This window comes from Arcticibacter sp. MXS-1, from assembly GCF_041902385.1.
Lineage (GTDB): Bacteria > Bacteroidota > Bacteroidia > Sphingobacteriales > Sphingobacteriaceae > Arcticibacter.
Window position 1 is genome coordinate 1,023,266 of the sequence record NZ_CP169244.1, and the last position, 23,402, is coordinate 1,046,667.

At 50.6% G+C, this 23,402-nt stretch carries 18 protein-coding genes and 1 pseudogene; 11 read left to right on the forward strand and 8 right to left on the reverse strand.

Annotated elements, in window-relative coordinates:
- The first annotated feature begins 331 nt into the window (after window positions 1-331).
- From fucP to ACES2C_RS04285, 9 genes and pseudogenes are all read left to right on the forward strand, one after another.
- Entirely contained in the window at window positions 332-1,600 is a 1,269-nt protein-coding gene (fucP, locus tag ACES2C_RS04245) for an L-fucose:H+ symporter permease (protein ID WP_374165762.1), read from the forward strand.
- A gap of 6 nt (window positions 1,601-1,606) precedes the next feature.
- Window positions 1,607-2,371, forward strand: coding sequence for an SDR family NAD(P)-dependent oxidoreductase (locus ACES2C_RS04250; RefSeq protein WP_374165763.1), 765 nt, complete (start codon window positions 1,607-1,609; stop codon window positions 2,369-2,371).
- A gap of 269 nt (window positions 2,372-2,640) precedes the next feature.
- Window positions 2,641-3,498 (forward strand): fumarylacetoacetate hydrolase family protein, encoded by an 858-nt coding sequence (locus ACES2C_RS04255; protein WP_374165764.1) that lies wholly within the window; start codon window positions 2,641-2,643, stop codon window positions 3,496-3,498.
- The gene (locus ACES2C_RS04260) at window positions 3,485-4,321 is read left to right on the forward strand and encodes an amidohydrolase (protein ID WP_374165765.1); all 837 of its coding nucleotides are present in this window, start codon (window positions 3,485-3,487) and stop codon (window positions 4,319-4,321) included. The genes ACES2C_RS04255 and ACES2C_RS04260 overlap by 14 nt, the downstream gene beginning before the upstream one ends.
- A 198-nt stretch (window positions 4,322-4,519) precedes the next feature.
- Window positions 4,520-4,651, forward strand: coding sequence for a hypothetical protein (locus ACES2C_RS04265; protein ID WP_374165766.1), 132 nt, complete (start codon window positions 4,520-4,522; stop codon window positions 4,649-4,651).
- Between the two features lie 121 nt (window positions 4,652-4,772).
- Window positions 4,773-5,561, forward strand: coding sequence for an SDR family oxidoreductase (locus tag ACES2C_RS04270; RefSeq protein WP_374165767.1), 789 nt, complete (start codon window positions 4,773-4,775; stop codon window positions 5,559-5,561).
- Window positions 5,562-5,588: 27 nt separating this feature from the next.
- Window positions 5,589-6,602: a zinc-binding alcohol dehydrogenase family protein gene (locus tag ACES2C_RS04275; protein WP_374165768.1), complete on the forward strand. Its 1,014-nt coding sequence runs from the start codon at window positions 5,589-5,591 to the stop codon at window positions 6,600-6,602.
- 41 nt (window positions 6,603-6,643) lie between these two features.
- Window positions 6,644-7,627: pseudogene (locus ACES2C_RS04280) on the forward strand (aldo/keto reductase).
- 532 nt (window positions 7,628-8,159) lie between these two features.
- Entirely contained in the window at window positions 8,160-9,374 is a 1,215-nt protein-coding gene (locus tag ACES2C_RS04285) for a multidrug effflux MFS transporter (RefSeq protein WP_374165769.1), read from the forward strand.
- A 92-nt stretch (window positions 9,375-9,466) separates the two neighbouring features.
- Here ACES2C_RS04285 and ACES2C_RS04290 read toward each other — a convergent pair whose 3' ends face one another.
- Entirely contained in the window at window positions 9,467-11,128 is a 1,662-nt protein-coding gene (locus tag ACES2C_RS04290) for a sodium/sugar symporter (RefSeq protein WP_374165770.1), read from the reverse strand.
- 417 nt (window positions 11,129-11,545) lie between these two features.
- On the opposite strand from ACES2C_RS04290, the gene ACES2C_RS04295 reads away from it, so the two are divergent.
- Window positions 11,546-12,016 (forward strand): hypothetical protein, encoded by a 471-nt coding sequence (locus ACES2C_RS04295; RefSeq protein ID WP_374165771.1) that lies wholly within the window; start codon window positions 11,546-11,548, stop codon window positions 12,014-12,016.
- 57 nt (window positions 12,017-12,073) lie between these two features.
- On the opposite strand, the gene ACES2C_RS04300 is transcribed toward ACES2C_RS04295, so the two are convergent.
- Window positions 12,074-14,242 carry a glycoside hydrolase family 3 C-terminal domain-containing protein gene (locus tag ACES2C_RS04300; RefSeq protein ID WP_374165772.1) on the reverse strand — a complete coding sequence of 723 codons (2,169 nt, stop codon included), beginning with the start codon at window positions 14,240-14,242 and terminating at the stop codon, window positions 12,074-12,076.
- 217 nt (window positions 14,243-14,459) lie between these two features.
- Here ACES2C_RS04300 and ACES2C_RS04305 point away from each other — a divergent pair, with 217 nt between their 5' ends.
- Entirely contained in the window at window positions 14,460-15,083 is a 624-nt protein-coding gene (locus ACES2C_RS04305) for an FISUMP domain-containing protein (RefSeq protein ID WP_374165773.1), read from the forward strand.
- A gap of 4 nt (window positions 15,084-15,087) precedes the next feature.
- On the opposite strand, the gene ACES2C_RS04310 is transcribed toward ACES2C_RS04305, so the two are convergent.
- The 6 genes from ACES2C_RS04310 to ACES2C_RS04335 form a co-directional block, all read right to left on the reverse strand.
- The gene (locus ACES2C_RS04310) at window positions 15,088-16,662 is read right to left on the reverse strand and encodes a glycoside hydrolase family 95-like protein (RefSeq protein ID WP_374165774.1); all 1,575 of its coding nucleotides are present in this window, start codon (window positions 16,660-16,662) and stop codon (window positions 15,088-15,090) included.
- 2 nt (window positions 16,663-16,664) lie between these two features.
- Entirely contained in the window at window positions 16,665-17,429 is a 765-nt protein-coding gene (locus ACES2C_RS04315) for a glycoside hydrolase N-terminal domain-containing protein (protein ID WP_374165775.1), read from the reverse strand.
- Between the two features lie 109 nt (window positions 17,430-17,538).
- Window positions 17,539-19,311, reverse strand: a complete 1,773-nt coding sequence (locus tag ACES2C_RS04320) for a glycoside hydrolase family 9 protein (RefSeq protein WP_374165776.1) — start codon at window positions 19,309-19,311, stop codon at window positions 17,539-17,541.
- 82 nt (window positions 19,312-19,393) lie between these two features.
- Complete coding sequence (locus ACES2C_RS04325; RefSeq protein ID WP_374166906.1) at window positions 19,394-20,941, reverse strand: glycoside hydrolase family 2 TIM barrel-domain containing protein; 1,548 nt, start codon at window positions 20,939-20,941, stop codon at window positions 19,394-19,396.
- A complete protein-coding gene (locus ACES2C_RS04330) occupies window positions 20,914-21,840 on the reverse strand; it encodes a sugar-binding domain-containing protein (protein WP_374165777.1) in 927 nt (308 codons plus the stop codon). The genes ACES2C_RS04325 and ACES2C_RS04330 overlap by 28 nt, the downstream gene beginning before the upstream one ends.
- 128 nt (window positions 21,841-21,968) lie before the next feature.
- A complete protein-coding gene (locus ACES2C_RS04335; RefSeq protein ID WP_374165778.1) occupies window positions 21,969-23,399 on the reverse strand; it encodes a hypothetical protein in 1,431 nt (476 codons plus the stop codon).
- Window positions 23,400-23,402: the final 3 nt, after the last annotated feature.

Here is a 23,402-nt window from a genome sequence, read left to right on the forward strand (position 1 = left end):
CCCCCGGGGTGAGTCCGTGTTTTGTAGCGAAAAGACGGACTCACCCCGGGGTCAGTACACCCTCAGCCTGTGCTCAGCCCAACTCAGGGCTAACGTAAGGACACCGCAGAGCCCCCTCTTTAGATGACTATTTTTAGCGATGGGAGTAGGCATGGCACAGCAGAAAGAAAGGCACATCATGCCTTTATACGAGCGCCGCGCTAACATCCTATAATAATTAGCTAATTTTTCAGACAGCTTTTCGGGGTTTTGCCTATCTTACTCTCGATAAAGTTCATTTTATTTGCAGGTGTTAAACGAAAATAAAATAGCTTTTACTAACCAAACTGAAATGACAAAAAAGAATCAGTTCCTGTTTCCGATTATTCTGGTTACATCGTTGTTCTTTCTCTGGGCTTTCCTGCACAACATCAATCCGATCCTGATCCCGCATTTAAGAAAGGCACTGCAACTGTCCGACACGCAGTCGTCTTTCATTGACATTTCGGTTTCGCTAGCTTATTTCGTTATCGCCATCCCGGCAGGGCTCTTCATGCACCGGTATGGCTATAAGAAAGGCATTGTATTCGGATTGATCCTCTACGCCGTAGGAGCACTGCTGTTCATTCCGGCTGCATCAGCCCGCAATTATCCATTCTTCCTGTCGGCCATCTTTATTATCGCCAGCGGAGCAACGTTCCTTGAAACAGTGGCCAATCCTTATATCTCTATTCTTGGCGACAAGGAAACATCAGAGCAGCGTTTGAATTTCGCGCAGTCGTTTAACGGGGTGGGCGCCTTCCTGGCCCCTATCATTGGCGGGCAGTTCATCCTTTCGGGTATCGAACATTCTGACAAGGACCTGCAGCTCATGAGTCCTGAGCAGCTGAACAGCTATTTGCAATATGAAGCAGATACCGTCAAGATTCCCTACATGATCATTGCGGCAGTGGTGCTGCTGCTCATTGTCCTCTTTATTTTCACCCGCCTACCTGAAGTACAGGCCGACGACAGCGAGCTGGAAGGGCATGCTACCGAGTTTTCGGCCCGTGTTCTAAGACACCGGCATCTTTCCATGGCGGTGATGGCTCAGTTATTCTACGTCGGTGCCCAGGTGGGCATCGGGAGTTTCTTTATCCGCTACTCCAAGTTTGTGGCTGATATCAGCGAGAAGGATGCTGCCTTTATCTGGGGATCGGTGGCCATGGTTGGATTTATGCTAGGACGTTTTGTGGGCACATTCCTGATGCGTTACATCAAGCCCGGCCGACTGCTTAGCATTTATGCTGCTGTCAGCATTGTCTTGCTCATTGTGTCTGTCTCCATAAAAGGCCCGGCGGCTGTTTATGCACTTGCTGCCACACCGTTCTTTATGTCCATCATGTTCCCGACCATCTTTGCGCTGGGAATCAAAGGACTGGGGGAAGAAACGAAGATCGCCTCTTCATTTCTGGTGATGGCCATCATTGGCGGAGCCATTGCCCCCGTAGCCATGGGCTTTATTTCAGACCGGACCGGAAGCATCCAGACCGCTTATGTGGTTCCTCTTTTCTGCTTCCTGATCATTCTTTATTTTGGATTAAAAGGACATAAGATCGTTCATCACGAATCAGATAACTAAAATGGTATGTTTACTTTAGAGAACAAAACAGCAGTAGTAACAGGAGCCGGCAGCGGTATTGGCCGTGCTGTAGCACTTACATTCGCCACTGCAAAGGCTCATGTATATGTTGCCGATCTCAATGCTGCCAATGCAGAAGATACGGTAAACGAAATTAAAAGACAGGGAGGAGAAGCCTCTCCCCTTATCTGCGACGTTTCCAGACAGGGCGACGTTGTTTCAGCATTTCAGAAAGTTGGAAAAATTGACATCCTGGTTAACAGTGCCGGCATCTCGCACATAGGAAGGGCAGATAATACAACTTCCGAAGACTTTGAACGTGTGTTCAGGGTAAATGTGGAGGGAGTATACAACTGTATCTTCGCAGTGGTACCGCTGATGAAGGCAAACGGAGGCGGGGCGATCCTGAACCTTGCTTCTATTGCAGCCAACATTGGCTTACCCGACCGCTTTGCTTACTCCATGAGCAAGGGAGCGGTTTATGCCATGACCATGTCGGTAGCGAAAGATTATATTCAGGATAACATCCGCTGCAACAGCATATCGCCGGCAAGGGTGCATACGCCGTTTGTTGATGGCTTCCTGGCAAAGAACTATCCAGGGAAGGAACAGGAGATGTTTGAAAAGCTGTCGAAGACCCAGCCAATAGGCCGAATGGGTACCCCGGACGAGATCTCTAAGCTGGTCTTGTACCTGTGTTCCGATGAGGCTTCTTTCATTACCGGCAACGACTACGCAATCGACGGCGGGTTTATCAAACTGAATAACTGAGCATTTTCCCGCCGGACTGCCCCTGCGGCAAGCCTGGATGGGAGAAACGGCCCGGCAACAAGAGAGGGATATGGAAGCCCGCCTAACTTCTTTCGTCGCGGTTAAGCAAGGCGATGGCCGGCCAAACAATCTTACACTGCGCGGGGGATTAGCCAAGAGGTAAAGTGATTGCCCGCCGGCCCGCTCAATGTGCAGATCCATTTTCTTTAAAACGAATTGGCTGCGGGAAACTAAAGACTGAATATTTAACGATATCAAGAAACAGTGCTATGAAATTAATACGCCACGGAGAACTTAACAAAGAAAAACCAGGAGTAATTATTGACGAAGTCAGCTATGATGCTTCGGCATTTGGAGAAGACTTTAACGAAGCATTTTTTGAAACAGACGGGATTGCGAGGTTCGCGAAGTTTGTAGAAGAAAACAGAGGTTCTTTAACGCCACTACCCGAAGGAACACGGCTGGGCTCGCCGGTGGCTCGTCCTTCCAAAATCCTTTGTATCGGGCTGAACTACGCTGACCACGCGAAAGAAAGCAATGCTGCCCTTCCGCAGGAACCTGTATTATTCATGAAGTCCACCACTTCGCTTGCCGGTCCTTTTGATGACATTGTGATCCCGAGAAACTCAACAAAAACCGACTGGGAAGTAGAACTGGCGCTTGTGATCGGAAAGAAGGCGAGCTATGTAGACGAGTCGGAAGCGATGGACTACGTGGCCGGCTACTGTCTGCACAACGATGTGTCTGAGCGGGAGTTCCAGCTTGAGCGGAGTGGCACCTGGGATAAGGGGAAGGGATGTGACACGTTTGCTCCCATCGGGCCTTTCCTGGCTACCACTGATGAAATAGCAGATCCTGATCGCCTGCGCCTCTGGCTGAAGGTAAATGGCCAAACCATGCAGGACGGCAGCACCGAGGATCTGATCTTCAAAATCCCCTTCCTCATTTCTTACCTTAGCCAGTTTATGACCCTCCTGCCCGGAGATGTGATCTCTACGGGAACACCTAAAGGAGTAGGCCTGGGCATGAATCCGCCGGTATACCTCAAACCCGGGGATGTGGTAGAACTGGGGATAGACGGACTGGGGAGCGCCCGTCAAAACGTAAAGGCTTATGCTAAGAATTGATTCACACCAGCATTTCTGGAACTTTGACCCCATCAGGGACAGCTGGATAACTGAGGATATGGGGGTGATCCGGCGGGACTTCCTGCCGGGGGATCTCTTGCCTCACCTGGAGAGTCACGGTCTGGACGGCTGCGTTGCCGTGCAGTCGGACCAGTCGGAAGCGCATAACGACTATCTGCTTCAACTCGCCGCAGCGAATCCGTTCATCAGGGGGATAGTAGGCTGGGTAGACCTCCAGTCAGACACCGTGGAGGAGAGCCTTGAATTTTATTGCCGACATAAGGTGATGAAAGGTTTCCGCCATGTCCTTCAGGGAGAGACGGACCGTGCCCTTATGCTAAAACCTGAATTTAAACGGGGAATTAAGGCCCTGGGTGAATACGGGTACAGCTACGACATTCTGATCTTCAGCGACCAGCTGCAATATGCCGCGCGCCTGGCCGAGCTGTTTCCCGATCAGAAGTTCGTGCTCGATCATATTGCAAAGCCGCTGATCAGAGAGGGCGTGGTTGCGGGTTGGGCTGAAGATATCCGGGAGCTGGCCAGGCATGATCACGTGTACTGTAAGGTTTCGGGTATGGTAACAGAAGCAGATTGGTCGAACTGGAAGGAGGATGATTTCAAACCCTATCTGGACGTGGTGTTCGAAGCGTTCGGACCGGGCAGGGTCATGTTCGGATCAGACTGGCCGGTTTGTCTGGTGGCGGGCGGATACGACCGCATGCTGGGTATCGTAAAGAACTATACGGCACAGATGCGGAAGGAGGAACAGGACCTGTTCTGGGGAGGAAATGCTGCGCGGTTCTATTCGCTGCAGCAATAAGAGAACCGGGGGGCAGTGGCACTGAGAAATAAAGGGACGTCTTCACGGCTGCGGGGATAAAAGCAGGGGGCATGCCCTTTATTGCCAAGATAGTAGAAGATGGCGACTACGGCTACCCCTGTAAAAACAGGGTATATATTCTCTGTTGTAGCCTGCCCTCAGGAAAGCGGCCACAGGGAGGCTATTGAAAACGAGTGAATGAGACAGGAGAAGCTCCCGCTAAAAGCATTGATGACAGAACGCGCAAACGTGCTGAAAGTACGTCGGCTGTTCTTCCTGGAGGTCGAGCTTAGAAGAGTGATCTCACAGGGGCCGTTAAAAAGCGGCTGATGATCTCAATGGCACAAATGATTTTTAAGAAAACAAGTAATACGAATCGAAACAAAGAAACGCAGAGCAGGTCACGCGGTTTATACTGCAGAACACATGTTCGGCACTTATACTAAACGTTATGGATTTAAACCTGAGAGACAAGGTCATCATCGTCACCGGAGGAGCCAAGGGCATCGGTAAGGCAATTGTTAAAACCCTGGCAGCAGAGGGAGCTATTCCTGTTATCGTGGGTCGCAACGATCAGGACAATCAAAAAGTTCTGGACGAAGTGTCAGCTGCCGGCGGCCGCGCTTTTGCAGTAGCTGCAGAACTGACAAAGCCGGAGGAATGCGAACGGGTAGTGAAAGAAGTGATAGCAGAATTTGGCCGGATAGAAGGGCTTGTCAACAACGCCGGCGTGAACGACGGAGTAGGGCTTGAAAATGGCGATTACGAGCGCTTTATGGAGTCCTTACACCGGAACGTGGTGCATTATTACCTGATTGCGCACTATGCGCTTCCCGAGCTGAAGAAGTCGAAAGGCCCCATCGTGAACATCAGCTCGAAGACCGGTATTACCGGCCAGGGGAACACATCAGCCTATGCAGCAGCAAACGGCGGACGCACGGCCCTCACCAGGGAATGGGCCGTGGAGCTCCTGAAGTACAACATCCGCGTGAACGCCGTGATCGTGTCGGAGTCCTGGACGCCAGCTTATGAAAAGTGGATCCAGACGCTCGAACACCCTGAAGAGAAATTGAAGGAGATCACTGATAAAATCCCTCTGGAAAACAGAATGACAACGCCTGAAGAGCTGGCCAATACCACGGCCTTCCTGCTCTCTGAGCGCTCAAGTCACACCACAGGACAGCTAATCTTTGTGGATGGAGGATATGTGCATCTTGACCGTGCTCTGGCCAATGCATAGCGAACGAATACATTAGAATTACTATAAATGAAAACTTTAATTTGTACTACACCGGGCCAGTTTGAATACGCCGAGAGAGAAAAGCCGGTCTTAGAAAAAGATCATTCTATTTTAAAAATACGACGCATCGGGATCTGCGGGACAGACCTGCATGCATTTGAGGGGACGCAGCCCTATTTTGCCTACCCACGTGTTTTAGGTCATGAGCTGGCTGCTGAATTTGTGGAGGGCAACAACGCTGAAGGTTTCACGCCAGGTGAGCTGGTTACCTTCATCCCTTATTTTCACTGCGGCGAGTGTATCGCCTGCCGCTCAGGAAAGCCCAACTGCTGCTCCAGCATCAAAGTTTGCGGGGTACATGTTGACGGAGGAATGGCAGAGTATCTTTCAGTGCCCTCACATTCTCTTCTGCATGGCGAAGGCCTGAGTGAAGACGAGCTAGCCCTGGTTGAACCCCTCGCCATCGGCGCTCACGGCGTGAGAAGGGCTGACGTCAAGGAAGGTGAGTTTGTGCTGGTGATCGGCGCAGGACCGATTGGGCTCGGCATCATGGAATTTGCCCGTATTGCCGGCGGCAGGGTGATTGCCATGGACATCAACGACCACCGCTTATCTTTTTGTCAGGAAAAATTAAGTGTTGAGTACACTATTAATCCCCTGAAGGATGATGTGAACGCTAAATTGAGCGAAATCACCAACGGCGACTTCCCTACTGTCGTGATTGACGCTACCGGCAGTCAGAAGGCCATCAACAGCGGATTTCTTTATATGGCCCACGGCGCGCGCTATGTGCTGGTTGGCCTCCAGAAAGGAGAACTGATTGTGAGCCACCCTGAATTCCACAAGAGAGAGGCTACGTTGATGAGCAGCCGTAATGCTACACGTGAAGATTTCAGGCACGTCATCTCCTGCATGAAACAGGGACTGGTAAAGCCTGCTACTTACATTACTCACCGCGTTCAGTTTGACCAGGTGAAAGATGAGTTTGAAAGCTGGCTGAAACCTGAAACCGGTGTGATCAAGGCCATTATTGAAATGTAATCTGACAAAACAATACGTGGGTGACACTCGTCTCTTATAGGATGAAATACAGAAAATTCAAGAACGAGGAAGTATCAGAAGTGGGACTGGGCACCTGGCAGCTGGGCAGTGCAGACTGGGGAAACGTGGATGAAGAAGCGGCATTCTCCATTCTGCATCGCTTTGCGGCTTTGAGCGGGAACTTCATAGACACGGCCGACGTGTATGGCATGGGCGTAAGCGAAAAGACCGTCGGACGTTTCCTTAAATCAGCAGGTGGCCGCTTTTATGTAGCCTCCAAGCTGGGCCGCCGGCAGGATGCGCAGAACGGATGGCCCCAGAACTTTTCCTACGACACGATGCGAAGGCATCTGGAGTCGTCGCTCACTAACCTGGATCTTCCCTCCCTGTTCCTGGAACAGCTGCATTGCATCCCCACTGAGGAGCTTCGCAAGGGTGAGGTTTTCGGGCATTTGAATAGATTCAAAAAGGAAGGTTTGATTGAGCATTGAGGGGTGAGCGTGGAAACGGCAGAGGAAGCAAAAATCTGCCTTCAGCAGGAAGGGCTTTCGGCACTGCAGATCATCTTCAATTTGTTCAGGCAACACTATGCCGATGACTTCTTTGAAGAAGCAAAAGAAAAAGGCGTGGCATTGATTGTCCGCGTGCCTCTGGCCAGCGGTCTGCTGAGCGGCAAGTACACCAGGGACACCCGTTTTTCAAGCGGCGATCATCGCAACTACAACGCAAATGGGGAGTCTTTTAATGCTGGCGAAACTTTTTCTGGGATACCCTTCGAACAAGGGGTTGAACTTGCCGGCGAAATTGCTGATATTTTTCCGGATGCCCGTACTGCACAGTGGGCCTTGCGCTGGATACTTGATCACCCTGCGGTAACAACCGTTATTCCCGGAGCATCAAAGCCTGAGCAGGCAGAAAGTAACATGAGTGCCTCTTCCCTGCCCTCTCTGAGCAGCGAACAACACGCGGCACTGGCCTCTTTGTACCAGACAAAAATTCGTCCCCTCATCCGGGGCGTATTCTAAATGCCAGGGGAATCGTGCCTGTCTCTCAATGCCAGGAAAAAGGCACTCGTCTTGCGCTTGCAGCTGAACTTATGGGCCCGACGCTAAAGTATTTGTGAAAGCGTATTTGTTCTTTAAGGTCGCAAAGAACATTCAAGCACACTCATCCCAGTTTGCCAGTGCAGCTCATGAATGTTTTTTTAGAACTATGCCGGTTTCTTGCGCTTATTAATATGGTTTTGGCTGCGAGATCAATACCCTGGCTAAAAAAGGCGATAAAGAATTTTTCGCGCACTTTCATTTCAGGTCCGTGCGCAGCTAGTGAAAGCTGATTTGAAAGTCTGTTTACTTCTATTGAGATCAAATATTTGTTTTCAAAGATCTCGGTGAGATCGCTTCGTTAAGTTTCTGTCTCAATAAAGCACACTCAGGCAAATTCACCTCCGTTTGAGAACACAGTTCAGGAAAGTTTTTCCTGACTAAGCAAAAACGATCATAACGTACACTTGTATAAACAGCTAGGGCCGGCCTTCGCCGGCCCTTCGTTTAAGATATGGTAAAAAATCAGACCGCTGTTATTACTACACTCGGAGCCCTCACAGCGATCGGCTCACTGTCTATTGATATGTACCTCCCGGGCTTCCCATCTATTGCGCGCGATCTGCACGTAGACATCGCCCATGTAGCACTTTCTCTTACCAGTTTCTTTGTTGGCATTTCGGCCGGACAGCTTTTCTTTGGCCCGATAATCGAACGATATGGCCGGCGGATCCCGCTCATTGCCGGGCTGGCGGTATATCTGCTCGCATCGTTCGGATGTTCGCTTACCAGCTCTGTGAACGCGCTCATTGTCCTCCGCTTCTTTCAGGCACTCGGGGGCTGCTCGGGCATGGTGATCAGCAGGACCATGGTGCGTGACATTTTTCCCATTTCGGACACGGCTAAAATCTTCTCCATGCTGATGCTGATTATGGGAGTCGCTCCTATCGTGGCGCCAACGCTCGGCGGCTTCCTGGCAGAGGCCTGGGGATGGAGGTATATTTTCTTTCTGCTTACCTTCATTGCTGCCCTCCTGTTAGCTGCTACCATCAGGTTCCTTCCCGAAAGCAAGGGCGGCGATCCTGACGTCAGATTATATCCTGCGGCGGTGCTAAACCGCTTCTACGTAGTTCTGAAACAACCCTTGTTTTTCACCTATGCTATTGTGAGCGGATTTGCCTCTGCCGGAATGTTTGCCTATATCTCCGGCTCTCCATTTGTGTTTATGACCCTCTTTAAGGTCTCAGATACACAGTATGGATGGATATTTGGAATGAATGCCGCGGGTTTAATCCTGGCCAGCCAGATCAACCGCCTTCTTTTGAAGAGACGAACCAGTCGCGACATTGTGGTCGTCGCCGCCACTCTTCAATGTCTGTCGGGCATCGTCTTATTTCTTGGGACAGCAGCCGGCTTCATTGGGAGCGTCCCCACTTTCGTCCTGATCTTTATTTATCTGATGATGCAGGGCTTCGCCTTTCCAAATTCGACGGCACTGTCGCTGGAGCCGTTTGAACAAAACGCAGGAATTGCATCTGCTCTCGCCGGAAGTCTGCAGATGGTGATTGCAGCTGCTGCTTCGGCCGCAGTCAGTTATCTTCATAATGGGACCGCTATTCCGATGGCCGCGCTGATCGCTATCTGTTCTGGAATCAGCTACAGCTGCCTGCTCGCCGGACGGGCGCTGATCAGGAAAAGACTTGAACGCCAGCCAGCCCTTGAATCGTAAATAAGGAAAAGAAATAGACAGGATGGCAATAAAAAAGAGAGGACCGCCGGTCGCGCGGTCCTCTCTTTTTTTATTGTATTAATTGAAGTCTGTTACCAGAATATGGTGTAAAGAGCCACCAGGATACCGGTAATAAGCAAAGAGCCGGCAACAAAGCCAGGGTTGGTTTTGAACATCTTGGTATCTATTTCCAGTGCTTCCGGTTTTACACCTCTGCTCGTTTCAATGGCACTGATGAGGTACATACCAATCATACAGATCACGAATACGATACCCATACGGTCAAGGAACGGAATTTCAAACAGTCCTGAAGATGGGTTCTGAATTGCAAAACCAATCGGATGCAGGAAGCTAAGATCTGTCCATCCTGGCAGGAACTTCAGTATTACCGAGAACACAAAGCCGCCTATCGTTGCGAAAAGAGCTGCATTTGAAGTCGCTCTCTTCCAGAAGAAGCCGAGGATAAACATCGCAAAGATACCTGGAGATACGAAACCGGTGTACTCCTGAATGTACTGGAACCCGCCCTGCTTATCCATTCCCAGGTGCGGGGCAATGATCACGCCCAGGATCGTGGAAACGATAACCGTGATCTTTCCAATCACGACGAGATTCTTTTCGCTTGACTCTTTGTTGATCACCTTCTTGTAAATGTCAAGGGTGAAAATGGTAGCAATACTGTTCACCTTACCGGCAAGGGAGGCTACTACGGCTGCTGTAAGGGCGGCGAATGAAAGGCCCTTCAAGCCAACAGGAAGCAGATTCAACAGAACAGGATAAGCGCTGTCAGGATTAGAGATTGACGTAAACGTACCCGACTTTTCCTGATAGAGAACATAGGCAGCGATACCAGGAACAACGATCAGAACAGGCATTAATAACTTAAGAAAAGCCGCAAACAGGATCCCTGTGCGGGCAGTCTTCAAATCTGCGCCTAAAGCTCTTTGAACGATGTACTGGTTACATCCCCAGTAATTCAGGTTCACGATCCACATACCGCCGATCAGTACAGAAAGACCCGGAAGATCAAGATAGTTGGGATTCGACTTCGGAAGGATCATGTCAAAATGCTCAGGAGCACGATGGATCATCTGTTGGAATCCTGCAAGAATACCAGGAGTACCAAAATGATCTGCTACCTGGTCAAGAGCAATATATGTAGTGGCAAGTCCTCCAAGGATGAGGAAGAACACCTGAACCACCGAAGTATAGCCAATCACCTTCATTCCTCCCAGAGTAATAATAATTGAGAAGAATGCCAGGCCATACATCGCCCAGGTAAGGTCTATACCCGACACACCGCTCACAGCAATAGCACCCAGATACAATATAGAGGTGAGGTTAACAACCACGTACAACAGGAGCCAGAATACGGCCATTACCATGGCCACTGTTCCGTTATAGCGCTGATGCAGGAACTGCGGCATCGTATAGATCTTATTCTTCAGATAAACAGGTATGAAGAATACAGCAACGATGATCAGGGTAAGAGCAGCCATCCACTCGTAGGTGGAGATCGCCAGCCCGATCTTAAAGCCGGATCCGCTCATCCCGACAAATTGCTCTGCCGAAATATTAGAAGAGATAAGGGATGCGCCAATCGCCCACCACGTTAGAGACCCTTCTGCAAGAAAGTAATCCCTGGAGGCAGTGCTCTCCGACTTTTTCTTTTTATAAATCCACCAGCCATAACCGGCGACCATCACAAAGTAGATGAAGAAGATAATGTAATCTTTCGTTTCCAGCGTGTTCATTGAATTCAGGTTTGCTAATCTTATAATTTATTATCGTTTCAATAGTTATTTTGCCTTTCATCTGCCTGCTGACCGTCAAAACTCATTCACCAGACAAGGAGGGGAAGATATGAACTTTTACAAAGCTCTGTCAGCTTATTTTTTCTTCCCGAAGTCAGGGCTTTCAGCGGAACAGGAAGCCATCTAGTCTATAAGTGTAAAAGAAACATTTCCGGGGGTTAAAGTAGGAATATTTCTTAGTTTTAAAAAGCCGTTTTTCATTTTTCTAAAGATTATTTTCCGCGCCTAAGTTGTCTAAACGCATATTTTCCCGCTTTATGTCCCTCTTGTACCCCTTTAGGTGAGGGCGTTCGCCGGGCATTTCCTGATACTGGGTTAAGATTTGTATATTAGGGTCAGACTAGCAATTTTAAACTTATGAAACATGTTGTTCTTCTTGTCATCTGCCTGACCTTCGCTTATCAGAGCTGTACAAACAGCAAAACTGAAAAGCATGACTCTTCTCCCGGCCAGCTTAGCGGTACATGGAAACTCCTGCAAGGTACATTAATTGAGAAGGGAGATACAAGTGTTACCGACTATACGAAGGGGATCTCCTTCATCAAAGTGATCAACGACAGCCACTTCGCCTTTCTTCAGCACGACTTAACAAAAGGGAAAGGTCCCTCGCCTGTATTTGTATCAGGGGGCGGAACGTATTCTCTTAACGGTGATCGCTATAGCGAGAGACTGGAATACTGCAGTGCAAGAGAGTGGGAAGGAAATACGTTTGAATTTAAAATAAAGATGAAAGGGGATACGCTTATACAGGAAGGTACCGAGAAAGTGCCGGGCACAGGAACTGAAAGGGTGAACATAGAAAAATATGTGCGGCTGGCTGCTCAGTAGCAGCTAAGAGAGCTAAAAAAGGCTGCCTGCTTACCAATTAGCGCAGGCAGCCTTTTTTTAAAGCGTAACTTTGTCTTTTGCCCTGATGTCACGGGATGAGCTTCCGATGAGAAGTTCAAAATCACCCGGCTCCTGCACCCACTGCATTTGCTTGTCATCAAAGTAGCTGAAAGCGTCTTTGTTCAGATCGAAGCTTACTGACTTGCTCTCTCCCGGCTGCAGCATGACCTTGCTGAAAGCCTTCAACTCTTTTTCCGGACGTTTCACCGCGGCTTTCTTATCCTTCACATACAGCTGCACCACTTCTGCACCTGCCCTGTTCCCCTTGTTACGGATGCTCATTGTTACGCGCACCTGGCCGTTATTGACTGTTACAGCAGGCTTCCCATACTCGAAGGAAGTATAAGACAAGCCGTGTCCAAAAGCAAACTGAGGCGCCACCTTGTATGTATCAAAATAGCGGTACCCGACAAAGATATCTTCGTTGTAGCGAACGTTTATGCTGTCGCCCGGATACTCACCCAGTTTGTGTGCGGGCGAGTCTCCCAGGGTCTTTGGGAATGTTACGGTAAGTTTTCCGGATGGATTCACATCGCCGAACAGTATTTCGGCAAGGGCCGTCCCTCCTTCAATTCCCGGATAGCCGGCCTGAATGATGCCTTTCACCTTGTTAACCCAGGCAGTCATGTCGATCGGTCCCCCGCCATATAGTACCACAACGGTATTAGGGTTTGCTTTTGCCACAGCAGTGATGAGTTCATCCTGACCAAAAGGCATCTTCATATCCGGTTTATCGTACCCCTCAGTATCGTAGGCGTTGTCGCTCCACTTGCTGTAGTCATAGCCGTGCGTCCAGCCTCCAACTATTACAGCCACGTCTGCTGCTTTAGCAGCTTGTACGGCCCTCTCAATCAGAGCGGGATCAGCCTTGGCGTCTTTTGCGATGGCATAGCCCTGCTCGAAATGCACGCCGATGCCCGTACCCGCAAGCTTTTGCAGCCCCTGAAGAGGAGTCACCTCATAAGGAGGCCTGATCTGAGAACTTCCCCCTCCCATTGCGTTCTCGCGGTTAGCATTCGCTCCAATTACCGCTATGGTCTTCAGGTTGCTCCTGTTAAAAGGCAACACATTTTTCTTATTCTGCAGCAAAACGATTCCTTCCTCGGCCACTTTCTTTGCTACATCAAAATGCTCCCTGGTGGCGTAACTTCCCGGCTTCCTTTTGTCGAACATGTGCGTCTTGAACATCACCCTCAGGATTCGCCTGACCTTGTCGTCGATCACGCTTTCCTTTATTTCGCCATTCTTCACCATCCTCAGGGCAGGATCAGCAAAAAAGAATTTATTGTAGTCGGGATTGGGAAGCATAGACAGGTCGGTTCCCATCTCCAGATCGGCTCCCCCTAAAAGAGCTTCTTTTGTACTATGAATGGCACCCCAGTCGCTCATTACCAAACCCTTAAATCCCCACTCGCCCTTAAGTATCTTATTGACCAGATAGTCGTTATACGTGCAATACTCGCCACGAAATTTATTATACGAACCCATCACGGTGTTTACGTTCCCTTCTACCACGGCAGCTTTAAAGCCGGGCAGGTAGATCTCACGTAAGGCTCTTTCGCTTATCTCCACATTAATACCGTCCCTTCTTATCTCCTGATTATTTCCCATGAAGTGCTTGAGGCTGGCAGACACGCCCTGGTCCTGCACGCCCTTGATGTATCCTACTACCATTTTGGAGATGAGGTAAGGGTCCTCGCTCATGTATTCGAAGTTCCTTCCGTTCAGCGGAGTGCGCATGATGTTAATGCCCGGGCCGAGGATCACGTCTTTCCCCCTGTAGTTAGCTTCACTGCCCAGCACTGAGCCGAACGCATAGCCAAGCTCCGGGTTCCAGGTGGAGGCAAGGGTAATACCGACGGGCAGGTAGGTGGAGGAGTCGTTCCCCTTGTTATCTAGCGTCCAGTCCCGACCATGCTCTGGTCGCACGCCATGAGGGCCGTCAGAGGTGACCATCTCAGGGATCCCAAGCCGGGGCACTCCTGCAGAAGTAAAGGAAGAATTGGCATGGATCATCCCGATCTTCTCTTCCAGTGTCATCTTTTTAATCAGGTCCTCGACCTTGGCTTCGACAGAAGGGTCAGTGTCCTGAGCCCTGAGCGCTCCTGTTCCGAGGAGGAGCCCCAGAGCAGTGCATAAAAAAAGTCTCGTAAATTTGGTTTTCATTGATCTTTTTGATTATCTGGTATAGTTTTCTGGTTAAAGTTCCGGTCGCCTCAGGGAACACGAAACAGTGTTTCAAAAATATTGCAGCGACTATAGAAACAGGTGCAATAAATGTAAATATTTAGGGGAACTTTTGTTAACCTATATTGAAATCTGCTGCCCGCTCTTTTTTTAGTCGTCTTGTCACATCCTGCATAAAAGCTCCGTCTTTGCAGATATGAAAACACGTTCTTATATCCTTGTAAGTCTTATACTTATTATCTTCTCCCCCGCCTGCAGGAAAAAGAAAAAAGAGGGTCCTGCAATCCCGGATCAGATTGAAATAGCGGGAAAGGCGTACCGCACGGTTGCAATCGGAGAACAGATATGGACCGCTTCGAACTATGAAGGGCCGGGAGGGATGTCTTATGATGAGGCGAATAGCAGGCCTGAGTATGGAAAGTACTATACTGCCGACGAAATAAAATCTGTTCCTCTGCCTGCCGGCTGGGAGCTTCCCACACTTGAGGACTTTAAGGAACTGGCAGAATCACAAGGCGTGGCATTTAACGATTTCACCGTTCTTAACCCCGAGCCACTTAAAAAGCTTTTATCCCAAACAAGATGGAGCCATATGGCGGGCACCAACGAGTCGGGATTTAACGCCTACCCCGCGGGATATTCGGCCGGAAACAGCAAGCCCATGGACGGAGATATCTCCGAGTTCTGGGCAAAAGACGGGCACACCGTAAGCTTTCAGGAAAGTTCCAATTTCGTCAATTTCAAAATGATCTTCTATAAAAACAGCGACCAGCCGGGGCAGCGCTTTAATGCAAGGTTCATCTTAAAAAGCAGGCACTAACTGCTCAGAGTTTCTGCAGGTCCCCACCAAAGAGGTACTCTCCGTTTTTTCCGGTGGGGATGCTGATCTTTTTGTCACCCCACCTGAGCGTGCATGGATTACCCAGCCGCGAGCGGACTTTCACCTGCTTTAGCTTGCCTTCCTGCCAGGCGATATCGACTTCAAAACCTCCTCTGGCCACAATTCCACGCACAGATCCTCTGCTCCAGGCAGCGGGGAGGGCGGGAAGGAGAACGACCTCCCCTGTGTGGCTTTGCATCAGCATTTCGGTGACACCCGAGACAGCTCCAAAATTCCCGTCGATCTGGAAAGGAGGATGAGTATCAAAAAGATTGGGCAGGGTCGACTTGCGCAGGAGGGCGTTGAGATTCTCGTAAGCAGCCTGTCCATCCCCCAGTCGGGCAAAGAAATTAACGATCCAGGCTCTGCTCCAGCCCGTATGACCTCCGCCATGAGAGAGCCGGTAATCAATGGTCTTCCGGGCAGCTGCCAGCAGTTCGGGCTGTTGCGACGTGATCTCATTTCCCGGATGAAGCGCGAACAGATGTGAAATATGCCTGTGCCCGGGCGAGGGCTCTTCAAATTCTTCTGTCCACTCCATGATCCTTCCATCACTGCCGATCCTGGTAGGGGCCAGCCTGCTAAGGATTTTCTCCAGCCGGCCCCTTAGCGCCGCATCTGTGCCGAGCACTTTTGAAGCCGCTATTGTGTTCCTGAGGAGGTCCCGAATGATCATGTGATCCATTGTAGGGCCCATCACCATGGTCGCTTCATCGCCCCCCTTCGTCCTGAAAGTATTCTCAGGGGAGATGGAGGGGCCCGATACAAGTTTTTCCGACTGAGGATCTTCCACCAGCCATCCTTCACAAAATTCCGCAGCCTCTTTCATAACCGGATAGCCAAGTTCGCGGAGATATTTCTTGTCGCCGGTAAAGGCGTAATGTTCCCAGAGATGCTGTGCACTCCATGCCAGGCCCATGGGCCACATCGCCCACTGCGTCTGCCCATAAGGCTCGGTAAAATGCCAGGCGTCAGTGGTAAAATGAGCCACCGCTCCCTTCAGTCCATACATGTCGCGTGCGGTTTTCCGCGCATCCGGCAGCAGTTCGTTCAGAAACTGGAGAAAGGGCAGATGAAGCTCGCTCAGATTCGTTGTCTCCGACAGCCAGTAGTTCATCTGAATATTGATATTGATGTGGTAGTCGGCGTCCCAGGGCGGTGTCAGTCCGTCTGCCCAAATCCCCTGAAGGTTGGCTGGAAGCCCGCCGGGCCGGGAACTGCTGATAAGCAAATAACGACCGAACTGATAATACAGAGCAATCAGGGCGGGATCGGTATTGCCAGCCTGCATGGCAGCAATTCTGCTGTCGGTAGGAAAATAGACCGCATCAGAGCTTCCCAGATCGATGCTCACCCTTTTGAAGTACGCCTGATAGTCGGCTATGTGCTCCCGTTTAAGTTCTTCGAAGTTCCTGGATACGGCAAGGCCCATCGAGGAAGCCGAGGCTGTTTCAGGATTCCCGCCACGATAATCGGTCGCAGCAGTCAGCAGCAGCGTCACCGAATTCGCCTTCTCCACTTTTATAGCCTTCCCTGTTGACTGAACAGTCCCCCCTCATTCAACACGTTTATACGGGCGGCAAGGCGGACACCCGTTCCGTTGCCAACATGCTCTGTCATCAGGAACTTATCATCCTGCACCTGAACAGTGGCCTTCCCCCCGGGGCGACTAAGCTGCAAAGCAAAACTAAGTGCTCCGGCTTTACTTGCAGTAAGTCGTACTACCAGCGCCTTTGCAGGAAAACTTGAAAAGACTTCGCGCTTGAACTGAACGCCTCCCGCGGTGAACGAAACTGAGCTTATGGCAGCCTCCAGGTCCAGCTCCCGGCGGTACTCCGTCACTTCTCCCCCGGGCAGCGAAAACTCCATCGACAGGTCGCCGAGGGTCTGGTAAGAGCTCGGCACTTTCTTATCGCCCATCATCTTTTCCTGCGCCAGCCGTTGCGCTTCCGCATACCTGCCTTCAAAAAGCAGTTTACGAACTTCTGGCAAAGCTTTCCTCGCCTCAGGATTGACAAAGTCGGCCGGCTTACCAGTCCATACAGAGGACTCATTCAGCTGAAGCCGCTCAGATGATACGCCGCCAAACACCATGGCGCCCAGGCTGCCATTACCAACCGGAAGCGCTTCATTCCAATCAGCCGCCGGCCGGTTAAACCAGAGACAAAGTTTACCAGGAACAGACTGAGCAAAAGAGGATAAAGGAACAATACTCCATGCAAGAACGAGTGCTATTTTTTGGAGCCAGGAACGCTCTGCTCTGTATCGGGCATTGTTAAGTTGCATTAAGCTTTTTATCAGGATCAGCATGATACTCACTATCTAACAGGTAACAAAATAAAGTTTTTAAACTAGAAATTCAGCAGCACACTGGCAGGGCTCATCCCCGGAGCCATTAAAATGCCTGCTTACTTGCCGGGCTATACCCCGACCTATACTGCAAGGCCTCCAGGGCATTTACCAGATAAGCAAGAGGAGCATTCCAGTTAATCGCGATTTCATTGGTAGCATACGACCGCTCATCGTCAGCATAAGCCTCTGAGGGAACAGCAGAAGGAAGAGGAACCCGATCCTGCTGCCCGGGGTTAGGTCCGCCGACAAGTAAGCCAGGCACCGGCTCTTCAATCCCGTCGGCTGCAGAAGGACGGTGATGAGGGTGCATTGGTGTTTTAGATCCGTAGCCAGTTATAAAAGAATACCCAGTTCCATTCCTGCCAAGCAGATAGTCTAAGTTAGCAGCTGCGGCATCAAGATACTTCTTCGCCCCGGTTCTGAGATAGGCCTGAATCAGCGCGATACCCTGATTGGCTGCGACGGCATTGCTTCCCCAGATGAAGTCGTGATCAGTGCCTCCCATGGGAGTTTTAAAGGGACTTGTACGCGCGGCAGCCAGGAGCTGCTCAGCCAACTTTAGAAGCCGGACTTTGAGGTCAGGAATGCCGACCTGAATGGCAGGGGAAAGCTTAGCCCGACTTCGGAGGAGCGTGTAGTAAGCCAACAGGCGAACATTACCCCAGGACGGCAAGGGCATCTTTTCATCGGGAAAGAAATTTACAGCACGGTAGTAGGCATCGTCGCCTGTGGTAACCGCAAGCTCAGCAGCCGCCCATATCCATTCATCACTCAGATCACGATCACCATACCCACCCGTGTTCACTGCCGGCTTGTAAAGAGTATTGTTGCGCTCCTGATCGTAAAGCAGGGCGGGCTTGCTGCGCGCCCATCCCCACGCGCGGACCGAGGCCTTCAGGCAGGAATCGGACAGGCCCGGCAACTCCTTCCCGTACTTTCTCAACACCCGGGCGGCCTGGGCAGTTACGGCCGCAAAATCAAGTGTCGCTGCTGTGCCTTTTTGCACCACATAGCGGTCAGCCTTTGTTATGCCCGGCATGACCATACCATCGAACTCGGCGTTGGTCAGCTTATGATACACGCCTCCGTCGGAGGGATCCTGCATGGTCAGCATCCAGCGAAGGTTACACAGTACTTCATCCAGTATATCAGGAAGCCGGTTATTGCTTTCGGGAATGTTCAGATCAAGGCCGGAGACATAATCAGGAAAGTCTTCGCACAACGACAAAAGAGTACCCATCGTAATACCACTGTTCACGATATATTTGTTGTAATCGCCTGCATCATACCAGCCTCCGGGCGAAAAGATGCGGCTTCCTGCAGGCCTGCCCTCCGAGGCGGCAGAGGGATGGATCAGCACACTGGTATCAGGATGCCCCGCTGCACGCGCCCACTTACCGGCATAGGGCGCAGACAACGCTTCAGAAACCCGCTGATAATAAAAGGCCTTAACGGATGCGGAAGCAAGCTCTTTGTAAACGCCGGCACCGATGGAGAAAGGATAGGAGGTACCTGCTTCGGGGATTGACAACTCATAGCGACCAGGTCGCGTGAATGAGGAAAAGTCGGCCAGACTCATACCCTGGCCTGATTCGCCATTCTGCTTTTGCTTGTTTAACGCACCTGAATAAGCTACTTTTCCATCTCGCGTATCGCGAAGGAAGAACTTCGCCGTCCCGGCATCCGCAACAAGGGCCACCTTGGGACATCGGGGATAATAGCCAAGCTGATTGAGCCGTATCTGGCTCGCTTGCTGCCCGGCAGCTATGGCGGTTCCCAGTATCCAGAAAAAAGGCAAAGAAAGAAATATCTTCATCTTAAAAGCTAAAATGTATTGCTGCAGGCGCAAGCGCCCGTCAGCAATACGAATCTAAATATACCCGGAAAGATTGTTATTCTTATTTGCTTACAATTTCAAGCTCAGCAGCTGCAATCCCTTCCCCTTCTGCCCTCAGCTTTATTTTGCCGGACTGGGTCGTCGACTGAATAATTGCGAGGGCCAGTCCGTTGAAGGCTTTCCTGTTCGTCGCTTTAAAGCGCTCGTGACTGGTAGGATCCCCATTATCGACAGCGTTCAGGCTGCCCCTTCCCGTTACTGTGAAGTGCAGGCTGTTTTTTGCATCTGGCACCAGATTGCCTTCCGCATCCACAATACTCACTGTTACAAAAGAAAGATCCCGTCCGTCTGCCTTAATACTACTTCTGTCGGCCAGCAGCCTGATCTTTGCCGGCTTGCCTGCCGTTCTTACTTCTTTTACCAAAACCTCCCTTGCGTCTTTATAAGAGACGGCTTTCAGTACACCAGGGCTGAATGGCACCCGCCATTTGACATGCAAATTCCCGTCTTCCTTCTTTTTCCTTCCCAGCGACTGCCCGTTCAGGAAAAGTTCCACCTCATCGGCGTTGTTATAGTAAGCCACCACGTCTACAGTATCTCCTCTTTCCCAGTTCCAGTGGGGATAGAGGTGAAGAACGGGTGAGTCAGTCCACTCGCTTTGATACAGATAGTAAACGTCTTTAGGGAAGCCAGCCAGGTCAATGATACCGAAGTAGGAGCTCCGGGCAGGCCATGGATAAGGAGTAGGCTCGCCGAGATAATCGAAACCTGTCCATACGAACATTCCGGAAACATGGGCGTTACGCTTCAGCTCTTTCAGGCTTTCCTCGTGGGTAGACCCCCACGGGGCGCTCACGTGATCGTATGCCGAGACTGTGAAGTCCTTGTTCCCGCCTCCCTTGATCGGCTTATCCCAGGCCTCGGGCCAGCGACGTATCGTATCGAAAGGAACCAGATCGTAATGTCCGCGTGTAGCCAGGGCCGAAGTACTCTCGGTTACGATAAATTGCTTCCCAGGCCATCGCTCCGGGAAAGAGGCCCACGACTTGTGATTGTAGTTATAGCCGACCATCGCGAAAGCGTTCGACTTAAGCAGATTATTCCACACGTTGATTTCATTATTCGCAGAGGTGATGGCTCTTGTCGTATCGAGACTTCTCACGATACTCACCAGCTCCCGGGCGATGACACGCCCTGTTGTGTCACCCTTCTTTTCATCCCCCCACTGCTCCTGTATTTCGTTACCCACACTCCATATAAATACGCTCGGATGGTTCCTATCCCGCTTGATCAGATCCTCCAGGTCTTTCCGATGCCACTGGTCCCAGTCAAGGTGGTAATCGAACGGGTTTTTCTGCTTTTTCCATATGTCGAAAGCCTCGTCCATCACAATAAAGCCCATTTCGTCGCAGAGATCCAGCAATTCGGGAGCTGGCGGATTATGAGAGGTACGGATGCCGTTGCAGCCCATTTCCTTTAAGATCTGCAGCTGTCGTTCTGCTGCCCTCCTGTTGAACGCCGTGCCAAGCGCGCCAAGGTCATGATGGTTGCAAACGCCTCTGATCTTTAATGGCTCGCCGTTTAAAAAAAGCCCTTTGCAACATCGAATTTGAAGTCGCGAATTCCAAACCGGGTTTCATACCGGTCTCCTGCTTTTCCATCGACATAGACCCGGGATACCGCCCGGTACAATGACGGCTGTAACACCGACCATAGTTCAGGAGCGGCTATCTTCAGGCTTTGGCGGAACTCCGCCCCACCTCCCGGGGCCAATCGCTTCTCACTTCTTGTTTTGCCTACTTCCTTTCCATGAGGATCCAGGACGGTGGTTTCTAAGATGACCACCCGCGCTGGGCGCTGCCCGCCGTTAGTAACCTGTGTCTGTATGCTCACAGTCGCCTCCTCAGTGCTCACCCGGGGAGTGGTGATAAAAGAGCCATAGCGAGCCACATGTACTTGCGGCGTAGTAATTAGCCATACATTCCGGTAAATACCTGAGCCGGAGTACCAGCGCGAATTAGGCTGCTGCGAATTATCCACTTTAACAGCGATGAGGTTTTTTGAGGCGCCGTACTTCAAATAGGGAGTGAGATCGTAGCTGAACGAAATATAGCCGTTTGGCCTCCTGCCCAGGTAATGTCCGTTGATCCATACTTCGCTGCGGTGGTATACACCTGCAAATTCCAGGGATATGAGCATTCCTTTATCCGCCAGCGGTACAGTGAAAGATTTTCGGTACCATCCCACTCCCCCTGGTAGTGCTCCCCCGCCAGGAGTAGCCGGGTGTTCCTTGCTGAAGTCTCCTTCTATGCTCCAGTCGTGCGGAAGGTTCAGGACGCGCCAGCGTGAATCATCCTTCCGCACAGACTGCCAGGCCCCGGCATTATTCAGAGAAAAACGCCAGGAATCATTAAACAGCTGTTGCTTCCGCCCCGGCTGAGCAAACAATAGCGGTGCAGAGATAAAAAAAGAAAGAAGGAAAAGCAGCTGACGTAGAAGCAATTTCATAAAGAAGCAGGATATGTGAACAGGGAATACGGTCCTTGCCGCGCTCCCCGTTTGAATTGAATTATTTAATATCGATTGCAGGAAAGCTGCGAAGAACACAGCATTCCCGCAATCGCAGATTTTATCCCTTACAGAACGTAATGAAAAGCGAACCACTCATCTTTTTCTGCATTGTAACTTGTTCCCAGCCAGATCCCCTTCTGGGCCACCTTCCCGGGGAAGGCTTTCACTACTTTGATCCGGTTGGTCGAAGGATTCAGGCTGTTGTTAGGGTCGGTGCTCTGAATCAGCTTTACGCCGTTCAGGATAATTTCGTTGGTTTCCTCATTGATCGTATAGGTACCCCTCGTAATTACCCCGTTCTGGTTAACCGTCACATTCTGTCCGTTCTGCCGGTCGAACAAGATCCAGGAGTTGGCCGCAGCAGCCTCCCACTTGTCTACCCATCCCCAGCCAGCAGTAGAAGCGGCTGAAGTGGTCCACCCCTTCCCCTTGCCAATCCAGTCGATGGGATTACCTGCTGCATCCAGGCGCCACATGACTCCGCCGCCTGCCGGTCCGGCTATCATTTCGAGCAGCTTTCCCGGAGCGAATTGCGGATCGAAGCCTTCATCGGGACCTGTTTCAACTACCTCAGGCTTCCAGTTGTCTGAGAACTCCTTTGAAATAAAATTATAGACCAGCATACAGGCGCCCTCACCATCTACGTCTTTATCCCTGATGACGCCCAGCCGAAGGACGTTTTCATCGAGTTCCAGGATGGTATAGCTGGTCCAGTTGCTTACCCCTGTAATTCCGTTCTTCGCGGGCTTATACCCGCGCAAAATAGAAGCATTGTTAATAGTGAGCGACTTTGCAGCCGTATTCAGCACATAACTGCCCGTTTCTGTGGCCCCTCCTTCCATCAGCTTCTTGGCCGAGAACACCGCATTACCCTTCAGACTGAAGGTCATGATGCCATAGTCGCCTTTAGCCATTATTCCCGGATAGATAGATCCGAGGTCCGGCGACCATACCCAGCAATCTTTGCCATAGCATCCGGTTTTATAAACTCCATCGGCCCAGGGATTTCCTTCTTTCAGCCAGCCGTTATTCGTTCCGTAGAACGATATCGGTCCGGCAAAATTCTTCGCGTCTGTATCCAGAACCCACGATTTTTCTTTTCCCGCTCCACCTGTGAGCGCTGTCCATAAAGGATCGTTCACATAGTTGAGATTATCTTCAGTAACATGTACAATCACCGGATCCAGGTCAACTAAAACACCACCCGATAAGACGGAGAACTTAACTACGTAATCGCCTTTAAAGGGGTAACGCACCGTATCGGTCTGGCGTGTAGACCGGCCTGTGCCGTAATCCCAAATAGAAATTGTTCCGGGTGTTTCGTTCTTCAGGATGACGGTATTTCCGCCGGCATCTGCTTTTTTATCCTGTACTACCTGAAATTTGATAGCGGATTTATCGAGGGGGTTGCCGAGGTTATAGTGATCTTTCTGACAGGATACAAGGACCGCCAGGGAAAACAAGACCCCCTGCAACAGCTTAAAAACGTTTTTCATCGT